At 71.9% G+C, this 18,108-nt stretch carries 15 protein-coding genes; 6 read left to right on the top strand and 9 right to left on the bottom strand.

Translation table 11 applies throughout. The annotated features are described in order from the left end of the window. Positions 1-60: 60 nt before the first annotated feature. Entirely contained in the window at positions 61-1,476 is a 1,416-nt protein-coding gene (locus JO379_RS30040) for an NADP-dependent succinic semialdehyde dehydrogenase (RefSeq protein WP_130881046.1), read from the bottom strand. 392 nt (positions 1,477-1,868) lie between these two features. On the opposite strand from JO379_RS30040, the gene JO379_RS30035 reads away from it, so the two are divergent. The 4 genes from JO379_RS30035 to thpD all read left to right on the top strand — a co-directional run bounded on the left by JO379_RS30035 (position 1,869) and on the right by thpD (position 5,562). Further along, the gene (locus JO379_RS30035) at positions 1,869-2,810 is read left to right on the top strand and encodes a glutamate ABC transporter substrate-binding protein (protein ID WP_242626380.1); all 942 of its coding nucleotides are present in this window, start codon (positions 1,869-1,871) and stop codon (positions 2,808-2,810) included. Positions 2,811-2,861: 51 nt separating this feature from the next. Next, complete coding sequence (locus tag JO379_RS30030) at positions 2,862-3,509, top strand: amino acid ABC transporter permease (protein ID WP_130881047.1); 648 nt, start codon at positions 2,862-2,864, stop codon at positions 3,507-3,509. Then, positions 3,506-4,450 (top strand): amino acid ABC transporter permease, encoded by a 945-nt coding sequence (locus tag JO379_RS30025; protein WP_209517871.1) that lies wholly within the window; start codon positions 3,506-3,508, stop codon positions 4,448-4,450. The genes JO379_RS30030 and JO379_RS30025 overlap by 4 nt, the downstream gene beginning before the upstream one ends. A gap of 224 nt (positions 4,451-4,674) precedes the next feature. Further along, a complete protein-coding gene (gene thpD, locus JO379_RS30020) occupies positions 4,675-5,562 on the top strand; it encodes an ectoine hydroxylase (RefSeq protein WP_307842184.1) in 888 nt (295 codons plus the stop codon). Here thpD and JO379_RS30015 read toward each other — a convergent pair. From JO379_RS30015 to JO379_RS29980, 8 genes are all read right to left on the bottom strand, one after another. Beyond that, entirely contained in the window at positions 5,522-6,634 is a 1,113-nt protein-coding gene (locus JO379_RS30015) for a hypothetical protein (RefSeq protein WP_209517867.1), read from the bottom strand. The genes thpD and JO379_RS30015 overlap by 41 nt on opposite strands. Before the next feature lie 94 nt (positions 6,635-6,728). Then, on the bottom strand, positions 6,729-7,649 hold the full coding sequence (locus JO379_RS30010) for a methyltransferase domain-containing protein (protein WP_130881051.1): 921 nt from the start codon (positions 7,647-7,649) through the stop codon (positions 6,729-6,731). 53 nt (positions 7,650-7,702) lie between these two features. Then, a complete protein-coding gene (locus tag JO379_RS30005) occupies positions 7,703-8,662 on the bottom strand; it encodes an ornithine carbamoyltransferase (protein ID WP_130881052.1) in 960 nt (319 codons plus the stop codon). 92 nt (positions 8,663-8,754) lie between these two features. Then, positions 8,755-9,792 (bottom strand): ornithine cyclodeaminase, encoded by a 1,038-nt coding sequence (locus JO379_RS30000; protein WP_130881053.1) that lies wholly within the window; start codon positions 9,790-9,792, stop codon positions 8,755-8,757. A 139-nt stretch (positions 9,793-9,931) separates the two neighbouring features. After that, positions 9,932-10,861 (bottom strand): diiron oxygenase, encoded by a 930-nt coding sequence (locus JO379_RS29995; RefSeq protein ID WP_165451661.1) that lies wholly within the window; start codon positions 10,859-10,861, stop codon positions 9,932-9,934. Further along, positions 10,858-11,916 (bottom strand): pyridoxal-phosphate dependent enzyme, encoded by a 1,059-nt coding sequence (locus JO379_RS29990; protein ID WP_281066624.1) that lies wholly within the window; start codon positions 11,914-11,916, stop codon positions 10,858-10,860. Before JO379_RS29990 ends, JO379_RS29995 begins: the two co-directional genes overlap by 4 nt. A 335-nt stretch (positions 11,917-12,251) precedes the next feature. Beyond that, positions 12,252-13,634 carry an MFS transporter gene (locus JO379_RS29985; RefSeq protein ID WP_130881056.1) on the bottom strand — a complete coding sequence of 461 codons (1,383 nt, stop codon included), beginning with the start codon at positions 13,632-13,634 and terminating at the stop codon, positions 12,252-12,254. A 414-nt stretch (positions 13,635-14,048) separates the two neighbouring features. Next, entirely contained in the window at positions 14,049-14,993 is a 945-nt protein-coding gene (locus tag JO379_RS29980; protein WP_209518965.1) for a polysaccharide deacetylase family protein, read from the bottom strand. Between the two features lie 714 nt (positions 14,994-15,707). Here JO379_RS29980 and JO379_RS29975 point away from each other — a divergent pair. Together JO379_RS29975 and JO379_RS29970 are read left to right on the top strand one after the other, a co-directional pair. After that, positions 15,708-17,618: an NHL repeat-containing protein gene (locus JO379_RS29975; RefSeq protein ID WP_209517862.1), complete on the top strand. Its 1,911-nt coding sequence runs from the start codon at positions 15,708-15,710 to the stop codon at positions 17,616-17,618. Positions 17,619-17,844: 226 nt separating this feature from the next. After that, on the top strand, positions 17,845-18,072 hold the full coding sequence (locus JO379_RS29970; protein WP_130881058.1) for a hypothetical protein: 228 nt from the start codon (positions 17,845-17,847) through the stop codon (positions 18,070-18,072). Positions 18,073-18,108 lie beyond the last annotated feature (36 nt).

Raw genomic sequence — 18,108 nt, 5'->3', positions numbered from 1 at the left:
CACGTACCCTACGCGGTCACCACGAAGGGGAGCGAAAAGGGAGGTCACCCGGACCTGCCGCTATCCCGCCTCCGGCTCCTTGCCGTGCCACACCGTCGTGACGTTGCAGAATTCGCGGATGCCGTGCCCCGACAGCTCCCGGCCATAGCCGGAGCGCTTCACTCCGCCGAAGGGGAGCGCCGGGTGGGAGGCCGTCATGCCGTTGAAGAAGACGCCACCGGCCTCCATGTCGCGGACGAAGCGGCGCTGTTCCTCCTCGTCACGGGTCCACACGTTCGAACTCAGTCCGAACGGGGTGTCGTTGGCGAGGTGCACCGCCTCGTCCAGGTCCCGCACCCGGTACAGCGTGGCCACCGGACCGAAGGTCTCCTCCCGGTGGATGCGCATCTCGGGGGTGATGTCGGCGAGGATCGTCGGCTCGTAGAACCAGCCGTTCGCCAGCGGCCCGGGGGACTTCGGCCTGGCTCCGCCGCACAGCGCGGTGGCGCCCCGGCGCAGGGCGTCGTCGACCAGTTCCTCCAGGTCGGCGCGCCCTTGTTCGCTGGCGAGCGGGCCGACGTCGGTGGAGTCGGCCATCGGGTCGCCGATGGTCAGTTCCGCCATGCGGGCGGCGAAGCGCGCGGCGAACGCGTCGTAGACGTCCGTGTGAACGATGAAGCGCTTGGCGGCGATGCACGACTGGCCGTTGTTCTGCACGCGGGCCGTGACGGCGGTGCGGGCGGCCCGGTCCACGTCGGCCGAGGGCATCACCACGAACGGGTCGCTGCCGCCCAGTTCGAGCACGGTCCTCTTGATCTCGTCGCCGGCGATCGCCGCGACCGAGCGGCCCGCCGGCTCGCTGCCGGTGAGCGTCGCGGCGGCGACCCTGGGGTCGCGCAGGATGCCTTCGACGGCACCGGACCCCACGAGCAGCGTCTGGAAGCAGCCCTCGGGGTATCCGGCGCGGCGGAAGAGGTCCTCCAGGTAGAGCGCGGTCTGCGGCACGTTGGAGGCGTGTTTGAGCAGGCCCACGTTGCCCGCCATCAGGGCAGGGGCGGCGAAGCGCACGACCTGCCACAGCGGGAAGTTCCACGGCATGACGGCGAGGATCACGCCCAGCGGCCGGTAGTGGACGCGGGCGTGGGAGGCGCCGGAGTCCTTCACCTCGGCGTCGGCGGGGTGCTCGTCGGCCAGCAGTTCCTCGGCGTTTCCGGCGTACCAGCGCATGGCCTTCGCGCACTTGGCGGCCTCCGCGCGGGCGGCGGCGAGCGGCTTGCCCATCTCGGTGGTCATGGTGCGGGCGATGTCGTCCTGGTCGCCCTCCAGGAGGTCCGCCGCGTGGTTCAGCAGCCGCGCCCGTTCGGCGAAGTCCGTCGTGCGGTAGGTGCGGAACGTCGCGGCCGCGGTGGCCAGCCGTCGCTCGATCTCCTCGGCCCCCAGCGGGTCGAACGTCTTGAGCGTCTCGCCGTTGGCGGGGTTCACCGTTGCGATGGGCATGGATGTCCTTCCTCATGCTCGATGCCTCGACCTTGCGGTGCCCCGCCCGGCCGCGCAACGCGTACCGGTCCCGGGACCACGACAGGGCCCTACCCCGTCCGTGCCCGGGCACGCCGGCCGGGCGTCAATTCCGGCCCGGGACCGATCACCCGAACCGGTGTCCCCTGCTGCACTGCGGGGTAGCGGAACACCGCCCCGCCGGTATGCTTTATTTCGTCTTGAGTGATCCACTGATCATCGCTTTTCCTGCTCATCCTCTTGTTGCGCCACCCCGTGTTGTCACGTCGGCGCCGGCATGTCGACGACCGTTGCCGCGCCACTGATCGGTCCTCGCGCAGGTCCCTTGCACCGCTCTCGCACCCGGCCACGCGCAGGTACCTGAGGAGCAGCCCTTGAGGAGCGGAACGAGATCGAGGAGCGCCCCCGCCCTGGCCACCGTCACCGTGCTGCTCACGCTCGCCGCCGTGGTGTCCTGCGGCCGGGGCGGCGTACCGCCGGGCAGCGTCGCCGCGATGATGGGCGCCGGGGAGAACGGGATCACCCCTTCGGCCTATCCGGTGAACCGGAGCGTCACGGTCGAGGGCTCGCCCACCCTCACACGCGCCGAGGCCGCCCGCCGGATCGTCATCGGGGTGAAATCGGACCACCCCTTCCTGGGGTTCGAGGACCCCGTCACCGGGCGGCGCTTCGGATTCGACGTCGAGATCGCGCGGATGGTCGCCGCGGACCTGGGCTTCGGGCCCGGCCGGATCTCCTGGAAGACCGTCCCGCCGCAGGGCCGGGAGACGGCCATCTCCAAGGGCGACGTCGATTTCTACGTCGCCGCGTACACCATCAACGACGAACGCAAGAAGCACGTCTCCTTCGCCGGGCCGTACTACGTCGCGGGACAGGACCTGCTGGTCAAGCAAGGGAACCGGGACATCAAGGGCCCTGGCGACCTCAAGGGCAAGCGGGTCTGTTCGGTCACCGGCTCCACGCCCTTCCAGCGCATCGAGAAGCCGGAGTACGGCGCCGAGGTCAGCTCGCACGACAGCTATGCCCAGTGCGTCCAGGACCTGATCAGCGGCGAGGCCGACGCCGTGACCGCCGACGACACGATCCTGAAGGGCTACGCGGCGCAGAACGGCGGACGGCTGCGGGTCGTCGGCCGGCCCTTCTCGCAGGAGCCCTACGGCGTCGGGCTCGCCAAGGGCGACAAGGCCCTGCGCGGCGCCGTCAACGACGCGCTGGAACGCCACCGGGACAACGGCGACTGGCAGCGGGCCTACGACGCCACGCTCGGCCTCTCAGGAGCGCGTGCCCCGAAGCCGCCGGAGGTGATCCGGTACTGACGACGCTCACCAGGCGGCCCGCTGCCCGCCCACGAGGCCACGGAGGCGAACGTGCACGTACTGCTGGACAACCTCGACCTCTTCCGCAGGGGGTTCGTCGGCACCGTGGCGCTCACCGGCCTGAGCACCCTGCTCGCCCTGGTCCTGGGCACCGTGCTGACCGTCTTCCGGGTCTGTCCCCTCCCACCGCTGCGCGCCATCGGCGCCGCCGGGGTGACCGTGCTGTGCAACACCCCGCTCACCCTGCTGTTCTTCGGCGTCACCCTCGGTCTGCCGATGCTCGGCCTGTCCGGGCTCAGCTACTTCACGCTCGCCGTGCTGACCCTGGGCGGCTACACCGCCGCGTTCGTCTGCGAGGCCCTCAGATCGGGCATCAACACCGTCGACGTGGGACAGGCGGAGGCGGCCCGCAGTCTCGGCATGTCCTTCGCCCAGACCACCCTGCTGATCGTGCTGCCCCAGGCCGGGCGGGCCGTGGTCCCGCCGGTCGGCAGCCTGCTGATCACCCTGACCAAGAACTCGGCACTGGCGGGCGGCTTCAGCGTGTACGAGCTGTTCAGCGTGGAGAAGACCCTCGCCGAGGAGGGCTACGCCATCCTCACCGTCTTCCTGTGGGTCGCCCTCGCCTATCTCGCACTGATCATGATGATCAGCGGGGTCTTCCGGCTGCTCGAACACCGGCTGGCGGTGGTCCGGTGACCTCCGGTGAGTCGATCCTCTTCGAGGCTCCGGGGCCGCGCGGCCGCCGTCGCAACCGGATATGCAGCGTGCTGGCGGTCGTGGGCATCGCCGCCGTGGCCGGCTATGTGATCGCGCGGCTGCACGGCGCGGGCCAGTTCACCTGGGCCATGTGGGAGGCGTTCACCTACCAGGGCGTACAGCGGCGGATCCTGATCGGGGCCCTGGACACCCTCAAGGCGTTCGCACTGGCGGTGGTGTTCTCCCTGCTGTTCGGTGTGGTGCTGGCCACGGGCCGGCTGTCCCGGCACCGTGTGCTGCGCTGGCCGGCCACCGCGCTGGTGGAGTTCTTCCGCGCGATGCCGCTGCTCATCATGATCTTCGCGCTGTACAACATGGGCTGGCTGCGTTCATGGGTCGCGGCCGTCGCACGCTTCCTGCGGGAACACCTGGGACAGACCGGTGTCTGGCTCGCGGACAACTTCGCGAGCCCCACGCTCTGGGCGCTGGTCATCGGGATCGCCCTGTACAACGGCTCGGTGCAGGCGGAGATCCTGCGTGCCGGGGCCCGCGCGGTGCCCCGCGGGCAGACCGAGGCGGCGTACGCCCTGGGCATGCGCAAGACGCAAGTCACCACGACGGTCGTGCTGCCGCAGGCGGTACGGGCCATGCTGCCCAGCATCGTCGGCCAGATCGTGGTGACGCTGAAGGACACCTCGCTGGGATTCATCATCACGTACGAGGAACTCCTCTACGCGGGGAAACTCCTGGCACAGAACACGGCGACCCCCGCGGGCTATCCCTACATACCCGTCCTGCTCGTGGTCGGGCCGATATACATCGGCATGTGCCTGGCGCTCAGCACATTCGCCAAGTGGCTCGCCCACCGGGGCCGCCAGCAGCGCCGGCCCGGGCTCCGTTTCCGGTCCCCCGCGGACCATGTCCGAAAACCCGCCGGGTAAAGCGCGCCGGAACAGGGGCGAGGTTTCGGTTTCCCGGCCCCGGGCAGCCATCCAGCGGAATTCGACCCGAGGCTGTGGCAAGGGTCCGTCCCGGTATCCCCGAGGCCCAAGGAGATTCGGCGATGTCCTCATCCGTACCCTCGACCGGCTCTGCCGGTCCTTCTGGCCCTCCTCGTCCTCCTGGTCCTTCCGGTTCGGTGCCCGACCCGTATCCCACGCGTTATGTGACCGAGTCGGTGCCCGTCCCCCGGAGCCACCCCGTCGTCTGGGGCGGCGCACCGGGTGGGGCCGGTCCGTTGCGGGCGGACGAGCTGGCCGCGTACGACCGGGACGGCTTCCTCGCCTTCGAGGCCCTGCTGACGCCCGATCAAGTGGCCGCGTGCGCCGAGGAGATACGTCGCATAGGAAGCGACAGAGCGCTGCGCGGCACCGAGCGGGTGGTGCTGGAGCCCGACTCGGAGGAGATCCGCTCGGTCTTCGAGGTCCACGCGCTGTCCGAGGTGTTCGCCGCCGTCGTCCACTCGGACGCCCTGGCGGGCATCGCCCGGCAGATCCTCGGCTCCGAGGTCTACCTCCACCAGAGCCGGGTGAACTACAAGGCGGCCTTCGACGGTTCACGGTTCGGCTGGCACTCCGACTTCGAGACCTGGCACTCGGAGGACGGGATGCCCGCGCCCCGGGCCCTCAGCATGTCGATCGCCCTCACCGAGAACATGCCGTACAACGGACCGCTGATGATCATCCCCGGATCGCACCGGACCTTCGTGCCGTCCGTCGGCGAGACGCCCGACGACTACCACAAGCTCTCGCTCCTGGGGAAGAACCTGCCGGCCGGGTCCGCGGACCGGGCCGGGGTGACGGCACTGGCCGAGCGGCACGGCATCCGGCAGTTCACCGGCGCCCCGGGCTCGGCCGTCATGTTCGACTGCAACTGTCTGCACGCCTCCAGCGGCAACACCTCGCCCTTCCCGCGCACCAATCTCTTCGTGGTCTACAACAGCGTCGAGAATCCCCTCGGCATCCCCTACGCGGCGCCCAGGCCGCGTCCGGGGTATCTGGCCAACCGCGAGGTCACGCCGATCCCGCGGCAGGGCCGAAGCCCGGGGCGATGAGCCGGGCCACCTCCCGCGTGGTGTAACCGCGTTCGAAGTGCCGGGGCTCGGCGAGCATGAGGGCACCGAGCCCGAGGAGGGTGTGCGCGTACTCCGCCATCGTTCCCCTCCAGGCCGTGGCGTCGAGCATCCACGGCTCGGTCTCCGCCGACAGATCGGCCGTGCCCTCACGCAGGAGCGTCTTGGACAGCTTCGCCCCGGAGTCGGAGAGCACCACCGGCGTGAAGAGGCGTGCCGGCGGGACGGCGCCGGGGTAGCACAGGAACGCCTCGTCCAGGAGCCGGCAGCCCGACGCCCAGTCCGCGCCTTTGACGATCACCGGGAGGGCGTGGGGATCGCGGGCCGCGACGCGCTCCTTGACCAGATTGCGGTGCAGGGTCGTCAGGCCTATGTAGGTGTCCGTGTCGGGGGTGACGTCCACCTGGTACTTCCCGTGGTCGAGGCAGACCGCCGCGAACCGGGCCTCGCCGGCGTCGGCCGACAGCAGTTCGGTGTCCTCGCCGTGCTTCTGCGACCAGCCGCAGCGTGGGCAGGGAAAGCTCACCGGCACCATGCCGGTGGAGGGTGCGAGTATCCACCGCAGGGTGTCCATGAGGCCCAGCGAGGCCAGGAACTCCTCGCGGAACGCGGCCTGTGACTGCTGGCGCGTATAGGTCTCGACTTCGTACGGCACGCCCGTGGCGGCGGACAGTTCGTCGAAGAGGGCGCCGTAGTAGAGCCGCACCAGCTCCCGGACCCGGAACTCCCCGAGCGCGTGGCGGAACGAGCGTTCGTAGACCGAGCCCGTCTCGGGACACACACGGCTCTCGCAGGGAGAGTTGTCGAGGGCGCCGAACCGCAGGCACGGCTCGACGCCGAAACGTTCCTGCGCTGCCGCGGCGAGCTGGAACGCGGCGGTCTGCATGATGTTGGTCCCCAGGTGGGGGGCGCCGTTGATCTGCACTCCGGCGTGCAGGACCACGCGGTCACGGCGGGTGGCTCTCAGCTGGGCGTGGATGAAATCGGCGCTGTGCAGCACCGCGTGGGCGGTGACACTGACCGGTGAGACGGGTATGGGACGTGGTGCGTTCACGACGGGCTCTCCGCCTTTCTCTCGTGCTCGTTTCCTCTCGCGCTCGTTTCCTCTTCGGCACGGCTGTGCTCGTCCCCGTCGGTCCGTGCCCGCCTCACCAGTGGTGACGTACGGCGGCCGGCGGCAGGTCCAGGACCCGCAGCCGTTGCGGCCGGCCCTCCGGGCGGGGCCCGTCCAGGGTCTCCAGCCGGGAGGTGCGCGAGCGGGCCGCGGTCCGCAGCAGTTCCAGCAGCCCGTCCGCGGTGAGCCGGCCGGGTGCCCGGGCCGCGTCCGCCCCCGCCCACCGGCAGGCCAGGCCGACGATGAAATAGGCGGGCGGCTCGAGCCCCGTCCGCCACAGCACGGCTTCGCCCTGCTCCTCCAGGGCCAGCACCTGGTCCATGTGGCTCAGGGTGAACTCCCCCAGGGGCAGCGGGCACAGCGTGACGGATTCGACGCGGTATCCGGCCGCTTCCAGCAGCCGGACCGCCTTGCGCGGGGTGGAGTAACTGCCGATGGTGAAGCCCAGGTCGGCGCCGAGCGCGCGGCCGTGTCCGATGATGGCCGGGGCCCATTTGAGCCCGTCCGTGCCACCGCCGATGGACCGGCGCCGGTCATCGGCGTGTGCGGCGAGCGGAACGTAGGGCGGGTTGCTGGTGACGACCAGCGGCCGGGGCAGCGGAGCGGGCGCGGTGGCCAGCAGTTCGCCGGTGGACAGCTCGGAGAAGTCGCCCCGGGCGATGGTGACCCGGCCGCCGTCGCGCGAGGCGTAGTGCTCGGTCGCCCAGGCGACCGTCTCCGCTCCCGCGTCGACGCCGTGGACCCGCGCCGCCCCGGCGCGGGCCATCGCGGCCGCGGCCGCCCCGCTGCCCGAGCCCAGGTCCAGCACGGAACAGCCCTCGGTGATGAGGTCGTGGGCCACCCACACGCCGATCTCGGTGTCGGCGGGCTCGAAGAACACCTGCGGGGAGGTGGGCGGGACGAAGTCGTCGGCCAGGAGGTGCTTGTAGTCATGGACACGGGAGACGTTCGGCATGGGACCTCGATCCGGGAGGGTGCGGGCGGGGAGCGGGGGCGAGGTGGGTGCGGTCAGCCGTGCGGGCCTGCCGCCCACTCGAGGATCGCCATCGCACCGGACAGCTTCATCGCCGCCTGCGTCCAGGCCAGGGACCGGGGGCCGTCGAGGACGTCTCCCGCGACCTCGTCGCCCCGGTGCGCGGGCAGGTCGTGCATGAACGACGCCTGGGGCCAGCGGCCCAGCAGCTTCTCGTCGACGTGGAAGGGGCGGAAGGTCTCCCGCCAGGACGCGTCGGGCTTGGCGGTGCCCGTGGTCTGCCAGCGGGTGGTGTAGACGACGTCCACCTCGTCGGGGGCGAGGGCGAGGTCGTGGATCTGCCGGACCCGGGCGCCCGCGCCGTCGGCCCGTCGTACCGCCGCCGCCAGTTCGTCCTCGGGCAGGCCGTACCCGGTGGGGGTGGCGAGGGTGAGCCGGGCACGGGGCACGGCCGCGAGCCCGTGGGCGAGCGCGACCGCCGTGTTGTTGCCCTCGCCGACGTACAGCACGCGGATCCCCGCGAGGTCGCCGAAGGTCAGCGCGAGCGTCGCGAGGTCGGTCACGCCCTGGCTCGGGTGCTCCTGGGCCGCCATGGCGTTGACGACCGGCAGCCGGCCCTCCCGTGACAGCTCGCGCAGCTCGTCGAGGGGGCCGGCGGTGCGGGCCACCAGCGCGTCGAGCATCGAGCCCAGCACCCGGCCGGTGTCCCCCACCGATTCCCCGGTGTTCAGCTGCAGATCGCCCGGCCCGAAGGTGACCGGGGTGGCGCCCAGCCGGATGGCACCGACGGTGAAGGCGGTACGGGTGCGGGTCGAGGTCTTGGTGAACAGCACGCCGACCGCCTGGCCGTCCAGCGGGCGGTCGTGGGCGTGGCGGTCGCGGAACAGCTCGACCGACCGCCCGGTCAGACTCGTGATCAGCTCTGGTGGCAGCTCGGCCAGCGAGAACAGGCCCCGCGCGTGCCCGGGGCCCTGCCGGTCGTGGGTGTCGCCCATGGAACCTCGCTCGTCGGAGACGGATCAACGGATGGAGACGGGTGGAGAGGGAAGCGGGGGAAGCCGGGGGTACGGCGGAGCCTTACGGGCCGTCAGTAAAGGGTCAGCACCTGCCCGTAGCCCCGTTCCACGGCCACGCGGTGGATCTCCCCCAGCAGACCGACGTCCAGCACGGACATGCCGAACGGGTTGCTGATCACATGGCCCGTGGTCGGGCGGATCGCGGGCCGCTCGCCGATGAGCACCTGGCCGAGCGTGCCGTCCAGGGCCCGGGCCCCGCCCCGCACATCGGCCTCGGCCCGCGCGACGACGTGACCGTCGCGCAGCATCCTGCCGAGGATCCGGCGCGGGTTGTCGGCCACGAGGTCCACGTCGTCCACGAACAGGCCCTGTGCGGTGAGGAAGACGTCCGGCAGGAGGTCGTCCAGGGAGACGTGGGCGACGAACGTGCCCGGGACGAGCCACCCCGCGGGCAGGTAGCCGCGGTCGGTGGTGGTCGTGGTCACGACGACGGGCGCCGCGCCCACGGCCGCCCGCGCGCGGTCCTGGACGTGGACCTTGAGCCGTGGGTGGTGCTCGCGCGTCCACTGCGCCAGGGCTTCGGCACGCGACGCCGCCGTGTCGTGCAGATGGACGGATCCGACGTGCGGAAACGTACGGGCGAGGAGGTCGATGTGCGCGCGGGCCAGGGTGCCGCAGCCGATGACGGTCATCGCGTCCCAGCGGCTGGGCCCGAGGTGGGTGAGGCTCACCATGGTGTACGCGGCGGTGCGGGCGGCGCTGAGCCACCCCGCCTCGGCCAGCATCAGGGGGCGCGCGGTCTCGGGGTCGAAGACCATGCCCACCCCGCCGGCCCGCTCCCGGCCGTGCCCCGGGTTGCTGGTGGCCGCGTTGATCAGCTTCACCCCCAGCACGGGCGGACCGTCGTCCCGCTCCACCGCGCCGAGCATGGCGAGGGAGCGGCAGTACGCTCCTTCGCCGTTGGTCCACGGGAGGTAGCCCTCGGGCGGCAGCGTGGTGCGCCCCTCGGCCTGCCGCCGCAGCACCCGTTCGACGACCGCGCAGGGGTCGACGTCCGTCATGCAGGCCAGTACCGCGCTCCGGTCCAGAAAGAGCAGATCTTCCGTCATCCGTCGCCTCTCGACAGGGCACGGTCCGACCGGTGCGGTCGCCGCGCTGTTTCGTCAACTTCCGTTACGACTCGGTCGCTCTCGGCATGGAGGGGCAGGGGGTCGGTGTGGGCCTTTTGTGGGTCGGCACGGTTCGGCTTCAGTCGTGGAGCAGCTCCGCCGTCTCGAAGGCCGTCCGGCCGCCGGGCACGCTCAGCACGCCCACTTCCTCGAACAGCCGTATCGCGTGCCGGGCGGCGGACCTGATGCCCGCGTTCACCCGGTCCGCCGGATAGGAATCGTGGACGACCTCCTCCACGACCGCCGGTGCCAGTCCGGCGGCGGCCAGTGAGGCCCGTACCGGACGCAGGTCCGGCAGCAGGCTGGAGCGGATCAGCTCGGGCAGACAGCGGGCGACGCGTCCGCGCACGGCGGCGGGCTGCTGGGCCCACAGCTCGCGGAAGAACCGGGAGAAGAAGACGTGGTGCCAGCCCTCGTCCCGCGCGTGGTCACGGACGACGTCCCGGACGACGGTGAGCACCCGGGGGTCCTTCGGCACGTCGTTGAGGATCGCCGTGATCAGCATTTCGAAGACGACGACCTGGAGCAGTTGGGCGAGCACGGGCTCGTCCGGCAGGGCCTGCTCGCCGACGTGGTCGAGCCGGCTGAGGAAGGGCGCGAAGTCATAGGGGGCCGGGGGTATGCGGGACGCGGCGGAGATCTGGTCGATGATGTCGAGGCTGTAGAGGGAGTGATAGCCCTCGTCCACATAGATGCGGTAGGCATCGAGCCGGACCGGGGTGCCCGTATCGACCCCGCTGCGGCCTCCCGCGATGCGTTCCGTGGCCCGGTTGACGACCCGGGTCTCGAACTGGGCGGTGAAGCCGAGGTATTGGAAGAGGTGGCGGGCGAGCAGCTCCGCGCGACGGCGTTCGGACAGGGCGCGCACCCGTGGGTGCTCCCAGTAGGGGACCAGGCCGGGCGGGAAGAAGAGCCGGCCGGTCGCCAGTTCGCCGCCCAGCCGGCGGCGCGGCCCGGACCGCACCCCGGCCCGGTCGTACCATTCGCGTTTGGCATCCGCCGCGCTCACGGCGTCGACTCCTCTCGTGGGGACCGCGGTGGTGGTGGGACGGGCGGGGCGTGGTCGCGGGTGGCCAGGATCTCCACCCCCCGGGCGACGTCCACCGGCTCCAGCCCCTTCCGCTCGCGCCAGTGGGCGGAGAAGACGGTGTCGAAGTAGCGGTCGGCGCCGTCCGGGCACAGACAGGCCACGCTGTCGCGCCGGGGTGAGGCGCGCAGCAGCTTGAGCGCCGCCGCGATCAGCGCCCCCGAACTCCCGCCCACACCCATGCCGGTGCTCTCCGACAGCCACAGGCAGGCGCTCACCGCCTCCTGCGGGGTGATCCACAGGGCGGGGCGGTAGCCGTCGGGCAGGAAGGTGGACGGCCGGCTCGCACCGATGCCCGACAGCACCCGCCGTCCGGAGACCCCGCCGAGGGCGGCCGAGCCGACGACGTCCACGCCGATCAGCTCCCACTGGGGCCGGCAGGCGGTCACGTAGTCGCGGAAGCCCGCCAGGGTGCCCCCGGTGGACACCGCCACCAGGACGGTCGCGGGCCGCCCGCCGGTCTGCGCCCACAGCTCGGGGGCCGTCCCCAGGGTGTGGGCGCGGGGGTTGGCCGGATTGACGTACTGATTGGGCCAGACCAGGCGGGGCTGGACGCGCAGCCGCTCGCGTATGTACGCGATCCGGCTGAGCAGATAGCCGCCCGCGCCGTCCGGCTTGTCGACGGTGACCACACGTCCCCCGAGCGCGCGTACGGCATCCACGACCGATGCGCTGCTGCGGGGGTCCACGACGGCCGTGAACGGCACGCCGTGCGCCGCCGCGACGGCCGCGAGGGCGAGGCCGAGATTGCCCGAGGTGGACTCGACGATGCCGATTTCGGGGTCCACCCGGCTCTCGACGTCCTGCCACAGGGCGAGCGCGGTGCGCCCTTTGATGGAACCGTGCGGATTATGCGATTCCAATTTCAGCCACAACGTTCCGGGAATGCCGTCCACGGAAAGCTGCAAATCGACAACCGGGGTGATGGGCGCCGGAGATCCACTGTCCCTCGGCGGATTCGCGTGACCGTCGGCCAAGCCCGCCAAAGCTCCTCCTCGATACTGCCGGATCCGCCGGTCCGCAATCCGGGAAACGATACCCCCGGATCATCGAATCTATTTCCGGGTGACGCGTGCTGCAAGATGTCGAACTCGCCACCTTTATCGGTGGGCGGGTCATGACAGCCGCATAATTCCCTGGCCTTGATGTGTCGTCAGGGCCTGCTGACGACACAGCGCACCCGCGGCGGCCGCGCGAGTGGCCCTGCGCACCATGGCCGAAAGCTCCGCCTGCCGGTCCGTCATCCGTCGGTCACCTGCCCGTCATCCGTCCGGAATGCGCCCGGGGGTGTGTCCCGCCCTGGGGAATCACCTCACCGGGGGCTTTGGTCCGCCGTGTCGTCGAAGGGCCGGGCCGGTCCCCGCAGCCGGCTCGCGGCCGACGGCCCGACGCCGTCGCCCACCGGCGCCCCCGGGACCGCCGATTCGGCCGCCCCGACGGGGAGGGCCGTCGGGGCCGGTACGGGACGGCAGGGCAGCGCCCGGGCGCGGTACAGCCACAGCGCGGCCGACGCGGAGACCATCCCGTAGCACAGACAGCACATCCAGGGCAGCCACGCGTGCCCGGTGGCCCCGGCCACGTCCATGGCCCAGCCGACCGCGGCGTTGCCGCCGGTCGCCACCAGCCCGGAGAACACATAGAACAGCCCGTAGTAGGTGCCGGTCAGCCGCTCGAGCCCGAACCTCGGGATGAGGTCCATGACCGCCGGCTGGGCGATCATGAGCCCCAGATAGAGCAGCAGCGAACCCGTGACCATGACGACTATCCGGGAAGCCGACTCGGCGAAGCCGTGTGGTGGTCCCGCACCGCAGATCAGCAGCGGTGGTGTGAAGCCGAGCCCTATCACGGCGAGCCCGGCACCCACCCATCGCGCACCGCCGCCGCGCCGCGCCAGCAGCCGGGTGATCCGGAGCTGGAAGAGCATGCTCGCCACCGCGCCGGTGGCGAGCAGCACGCTCGCCGCGCCCTGCCAGCCGGACGCCTGTCGCGCCCCCTCGGGGAGCAGCAGATAGAGCTGGTTCTCCATCGCGAACATGCCCGTCACGGCGAACGCGAACACCACGAACCGGCGGTCGCCGAAGACCGCACGCCAGTCCGCCAGCACGGTGCCCCGGTTGCTCGGCACCCGGTACGTCGGCAGCAGGAACACCTGGGCGCCCGTGAGGATGGCGAAGACCACGGCCGCCGAGAGCGCGCAGAGCCGGAAGTCGATGGTGACCAGCAGGCTGCCCAGGAGCAGTCCGACCAGCGAGGCGGCCGTCGAGGAGACGGTCAGGAGCGAGAACGCCTCGGCCTTGCGCTCCCCCGCCTCGAGCGCGACGTAGGCGCGCATCGCCGGGTAGAACATCGCCCCGGCGAGACCGCTGAGCGCGGACGCGCCGAGCAGCAGGGGCAGTGAGTCCCCGACGGCGAAGAGGGCGAAACCCACGGTCCGCAGGGCGCAGCCGCAGATGATCACCGCGCGGGGGCCGATGCGGTCGGCCGCCGAACCGCCGAGGAGGAACAGCCCCTCCTGGCTGAGGTTCCGGGTGCCGAGCACCAGCCCGACCAGGGCGGCCGACATTCCGAGCCCCTGCCCCAGATATTCCGCCAGAAAGGGAATCAGGAGGTAGAAGCCGACGTCCACCCCAAACTGGTTGAGCAATAGCAATCGCAATGCGAGTGGAAACCCGCGGACCGCCTGTAGAGTCCTCATGAATTTTCCCTATTCGACCCGAACGGGAGAGAAGAACACCCGGGCCGAGTGGGCGGCGTCGCGCCCAGCGGGTGTGACGGTGCGTGCAGCGGCAAGGACGGCGGCCGGGGCGGCCGCAGATACCGCCCGTTCAAGGGTCGGAGCGCCCCGGCGTCTGGCTCGTCAGCTCGCTTTCCCGTTCAGGGGAACGGTCGCACTCGTGGCCTGAGTCGGCGGTGGATCATATGCTTTTGCAGTGCATTCAACGACTCCCCGCTGCGCTCGGAAGAATACCCGACGGACACTTTAGCAAAGCAACCGCTTGCTCGATAGAGCGCGTTCCGGGGTTACTTCACCGCGGACGGCACCGATCTGTTTTTTCGGTGCCGTCGAATTCGATACCGGACTTTCCTTCGAGCACGGGAACCCGCGTACCTACGAACTGGCCTCCGACTGCGGATCCGTCTCCGACCGGCTCTTCACATACGCGGCGACTTCCGCGTGCGTCGCGTACCAGATGCCCTCGTGACCGGCGATGTGCTCCAGCAATTCCTCCAGCACCACCATGCGGGAGCGGTGGCCGATCACATGCGGGTGCATGGTCATCTGGAACAGCCCGCCCTCGGCGTACGCGGCGTCGAACTCGTCCCGCCAGATGCCCACCACGTGACGCGGCATCGCATACGGCCGCAGAGCGGTGTACCGGTCCATCGGGAAGTAGATCGCGTCGTCGCGGATCCACTCCGGCGGGAGTTCCACCATGCCCGTCGGCTCCCCGTCGGCAACGATCTCGTACGGGTCGTCGTCGGCCATCAGCGAGGAGTCGTACAGCAGACCGAGTTCCCGGCTGATCGCCAATGTCGCGTCGCTGAAGTCCCACGAGGGGGTACGGATTCCGACCGGGCGCTGTCCGCTGAGCCGCTCCAGGGTGTCGGCGCAGCGGAACATCAGGTCGCGCTCGTTCTTGGGGTCCAGTTCCATGTTGCGTTCGTGGATCCAGCCGTGGATGCCCACCTCGTGTCCCCGCTCGGTGTAGCCCCGCGCCTCGTCGGGGCGGAGCAGGGCGCACACCGCGGGCATGAAGAACGTGGCGGGAAGGGAGCGCCTCTCCAGCAGCGCCAGGATCCTCGGGATGCCCACGCGGGCACCGAACTCGCCCTGCGACAGCTTGCCCGGCCGGGTCTCGCCGTCCCGCAGCGGTATCGACTCGTGGTCGGGGTCGAACGAGAGGGCGACGGCGGCCTTCGCGCCCTGCGGCCAGACGTCGGGCTTCAGGCTCCGCCCCGCGCGGACCCGCTCGACGTGCCCCCGCCACTCGTGCTCCTCCCACTGCCAGGGAAGCTTCTCCGGCAGAGGATCGCGCTTGTCGGATGCGGCCATGGTCAGCTCCTCGTCCTCGAATGCGGTCACGACTGGGGTCACGAATGCGGTCTCGGGTGCGCGCTACGGGGCCGGGCTCACGGGTGCGTGTCCCGGGCCGGGGCCGGCCGGCTGAGCCGGACGGTCGCTCGGGTCGGTGCGGGTCGGTGCGGGTCGGTCTGGCGCGGGCGGATCCGACGGGCCACGGCCGGAGGCGGCCGCCGGCGGTTTCCGGGGTGCACCGCCCGGGGCGGCCGCGCGGTATCGGGCGTACGGCCCGCGGGCCGCGGTGTCGACGGTGACCCACGGCCCGCGGGCCGACGGGAGCCGCGGTGCCGTCCGGTGTGGTCGGGCGTGCACGGCGCCGGGCCTCCGCCGCCATGGTGACAGGGCGTCAGAGAGTGGGTCAGGAGCGCGAATGCGCCACGTTACGGGGACGGTTCCGCAAGATTGCGGGCCGCCCGGCCGGTGCGTCGCGGCGCGCGGGCCCCCGTCGGGGCCACCAGCCACCACGGCCCGGCGCACGCGTCGTCGGTGACGGGTGCGCAGGACGCGCGTCCCGGCGGTGGCCGAATGCGGCAGGGGCCGGGGCGACGGTCTGTCGGCGCCCGCCCGGGGTGCCTACCGTGAGTCCGCGGCCGGATCCGGACGCGCGGAGCGGCCGTGAGGGCGTGTTCGCCGCCCCCGACAGCCTCGTGAGACAGCACCCGCCCCCAGGGGAGAGGAGAGTCGATCATGATGGCCCTCAACGGTTCGGGCAAGGACGCCGCCCTCGCTGCGGAACGCGTCATCACCACCCTCGCGGGTACGGGCGTGGCCGGCTCCGGCGGCGACGGCGGACCCGCCGCGCACGCGGGCCTCGACCAGCCCCGGGCCGTGGCGACGGACCGCACGGGCGCCGTGTACGTGGCGGAGTGGAAGGGCCACCGGATCCGCCGGATCTCCCCGGACGGTCGCATCACCACCGTCGCCGGCACGGGGAAGCCCGGTTTCGGCGGGGACGGCGGCCCGGCCGTGGAGGCCCAGCTGAACGAGCCGGGCGGCCTCGTGCTCGACGACGACGGGAACCTCTACCTCGCGGACTACTGGAATCACCGAATCCGTAAGGTCTCCCCCGACGGGATCATCACGACCGTCGCCGGTACCGGCGAGCCCGGCCACGGCGGCGACGGCGGCCCGGCCGCCCGGGCGCTGTTCAACGAGCCCCGCGGGCTGGCCCTCGACGGCCGGGGAAACCTGTACGTCGCGGAGTGGAAGGGCCACCGGGTCCGGCGCATCGCCCCCGACGGCGTCATCACCACCGTGGCGGGCACCGGCGAGCCCGGCTTCGGCGCCGACGGCGTCCCGGCCACCACCGGCGCGCTGCGCAACCCCATCGATGTCGCGGTCGACGGCACGGGGCACCTCTACATCGCCGACTGCTGGACCCACCGGGTCCGCAAGGTCGCCCCGGACGGTGTCATCACCACCGTCGCCGGTACCGGCCTGCCCGGCTACGACGGCGACGGCGGGCCCGCGACCGCGACCCGCCTCCACCAGCCGCGCGGCGTCGACCTGGACGGCTCCGGGAATCTGTACGTGGCCGACTCCCTGAACCAGCGCGTCCGCGTCCTCACGCCCACCGGTGTCATCACGACGGTGGCGGGCGGCGCCGACCCCGACCACGACGAGGACGGCGCCCCGGCCCTGGGCGCCGAGCTGTACTTCCCGCGCGCCGTCGCCGTCGACGCGCGGGGCGACCTCGTCGTCGCCGAATGCGACAGCCACCGGCTCCGCAGAATCACCACCGTCACCGGGGCGGCGGCCGCCGTCGCACTCCCCTCACCCGTAGCGGGCCCGGGCGGGGTGTCGGTGGAACCGGTCGCCCCGCCCACGGTCCAACGGGGTCACGAGTTCGGGCTGGGCGCGAGGATCAGGGCCCACGCCCCCTCGCCCCTCGACGGGGCGGACGTCACCGTGGAGCTCGTCCTTCCGGAAGGGCTCGTCACCGCGGCGGACGCGACGCGCGGCCCGGTCCGGCGCACCTACCCGGGCGGGCACCCGACGTCCGCGACGGGCGGTTCGCTCGACGGCGTCTTCCGGGTCAGGGCGGCCGAGGCCACCCCGCCCGGCCGCTACGAGGCGGCCCTGACCATCCGCCACGGCAGTGGGCCGACCACGCGCGAGACCGTCCACGCGCTGTGCGTGGTGGTGGCCGCGCCGCTTCCCGTCGCCGACGAGCACGCGTTCACCGTCCTTCAGGAGAACGTGCCGCAGGTGGCCCCCGACGGGTCCGCGGCGCTCAACGTGCGGTACACCGCGCCCGCCGGCCGGCCGGTGAACCCCGGCCGGATACCCCAGCGCTTCACCGCGCCCACCGGGTTCGTCTTCGAGGGGCGCCCGCTCTTCCGGTACCCCCACGCGCCGCACGGCGCGCGCCCCAAGCGGGTGGGCTACCGCCTGGAGAACAGCGGCAGGACGCTCGTCGTGCTCGCCAACCCGCACCTCAACACCGTCAGCGCCGACTGCGGCGACCTGGTGTGCACCCTTCCGCTCCGGGCGCTGCCGTCCGCCGCGCCCGGCCACTGCGCCGACGGCGCGGCCGCGATCGGCGCCCTCGCCCCCGTCCCGCTCCTCGCGACCGTCCTCGCGCCCGGGGCCCCCTGAACCGGCGTGCCGAGGCACGCGTCATCGGGCGCACAGTCTTTTCTCCTTCGCGGAGCCAGAGGGTGACGCTGCTCGTCGTTCCACGCGCCCTGGCGTGGGGAACGACGAGCGCCGACGTCGATCCCACCCCGTGAGCAGATATATGCAGCCGGTGGGTTTCCGGCGGGCGTACGCGGTTACGCGCATCACAGGCTCACCCTCCGAGAACTCTCTGAAGGAGCCCCACATGCTTGCAGTCGCCCTCCTCCTTCCCCCGCTCCTGCTCTGCGGGGTCCTCGCCCTGGGGCGCTACGAGGAGCGTCTGCTGCGCGGACCGGTGCCGCCGCCTCACGCGCCGGCCGGGCGCCATCTGCGGGCCGTGCCCGATCTCCTCTCCCCCGAGCCGCCCGCGGCGCCCGAGGAGACACCGACCGACCGCCGCACCGGGGCGGGCCGGGGCCGGCACGCCGCCTGAGCCCGCCCGCCGGTGCTCTCGGGGCCGGGCGGAGTC

It is taken from the genome of Streptomyces syringium (assembly GCF_017876625.1).
In the GTDB taxonomy this organism is placed as follows: Bacteria; Actinomycetota; Actinomycetes; order Streptomycetales; family Streptomycetaceae; genus Streptomyces; species Streptomyces syringius.
Note: the sequence above shows the minus strand (reverse complement) of the source record. Positions and strands in the feature narration are given on the sequence as shown.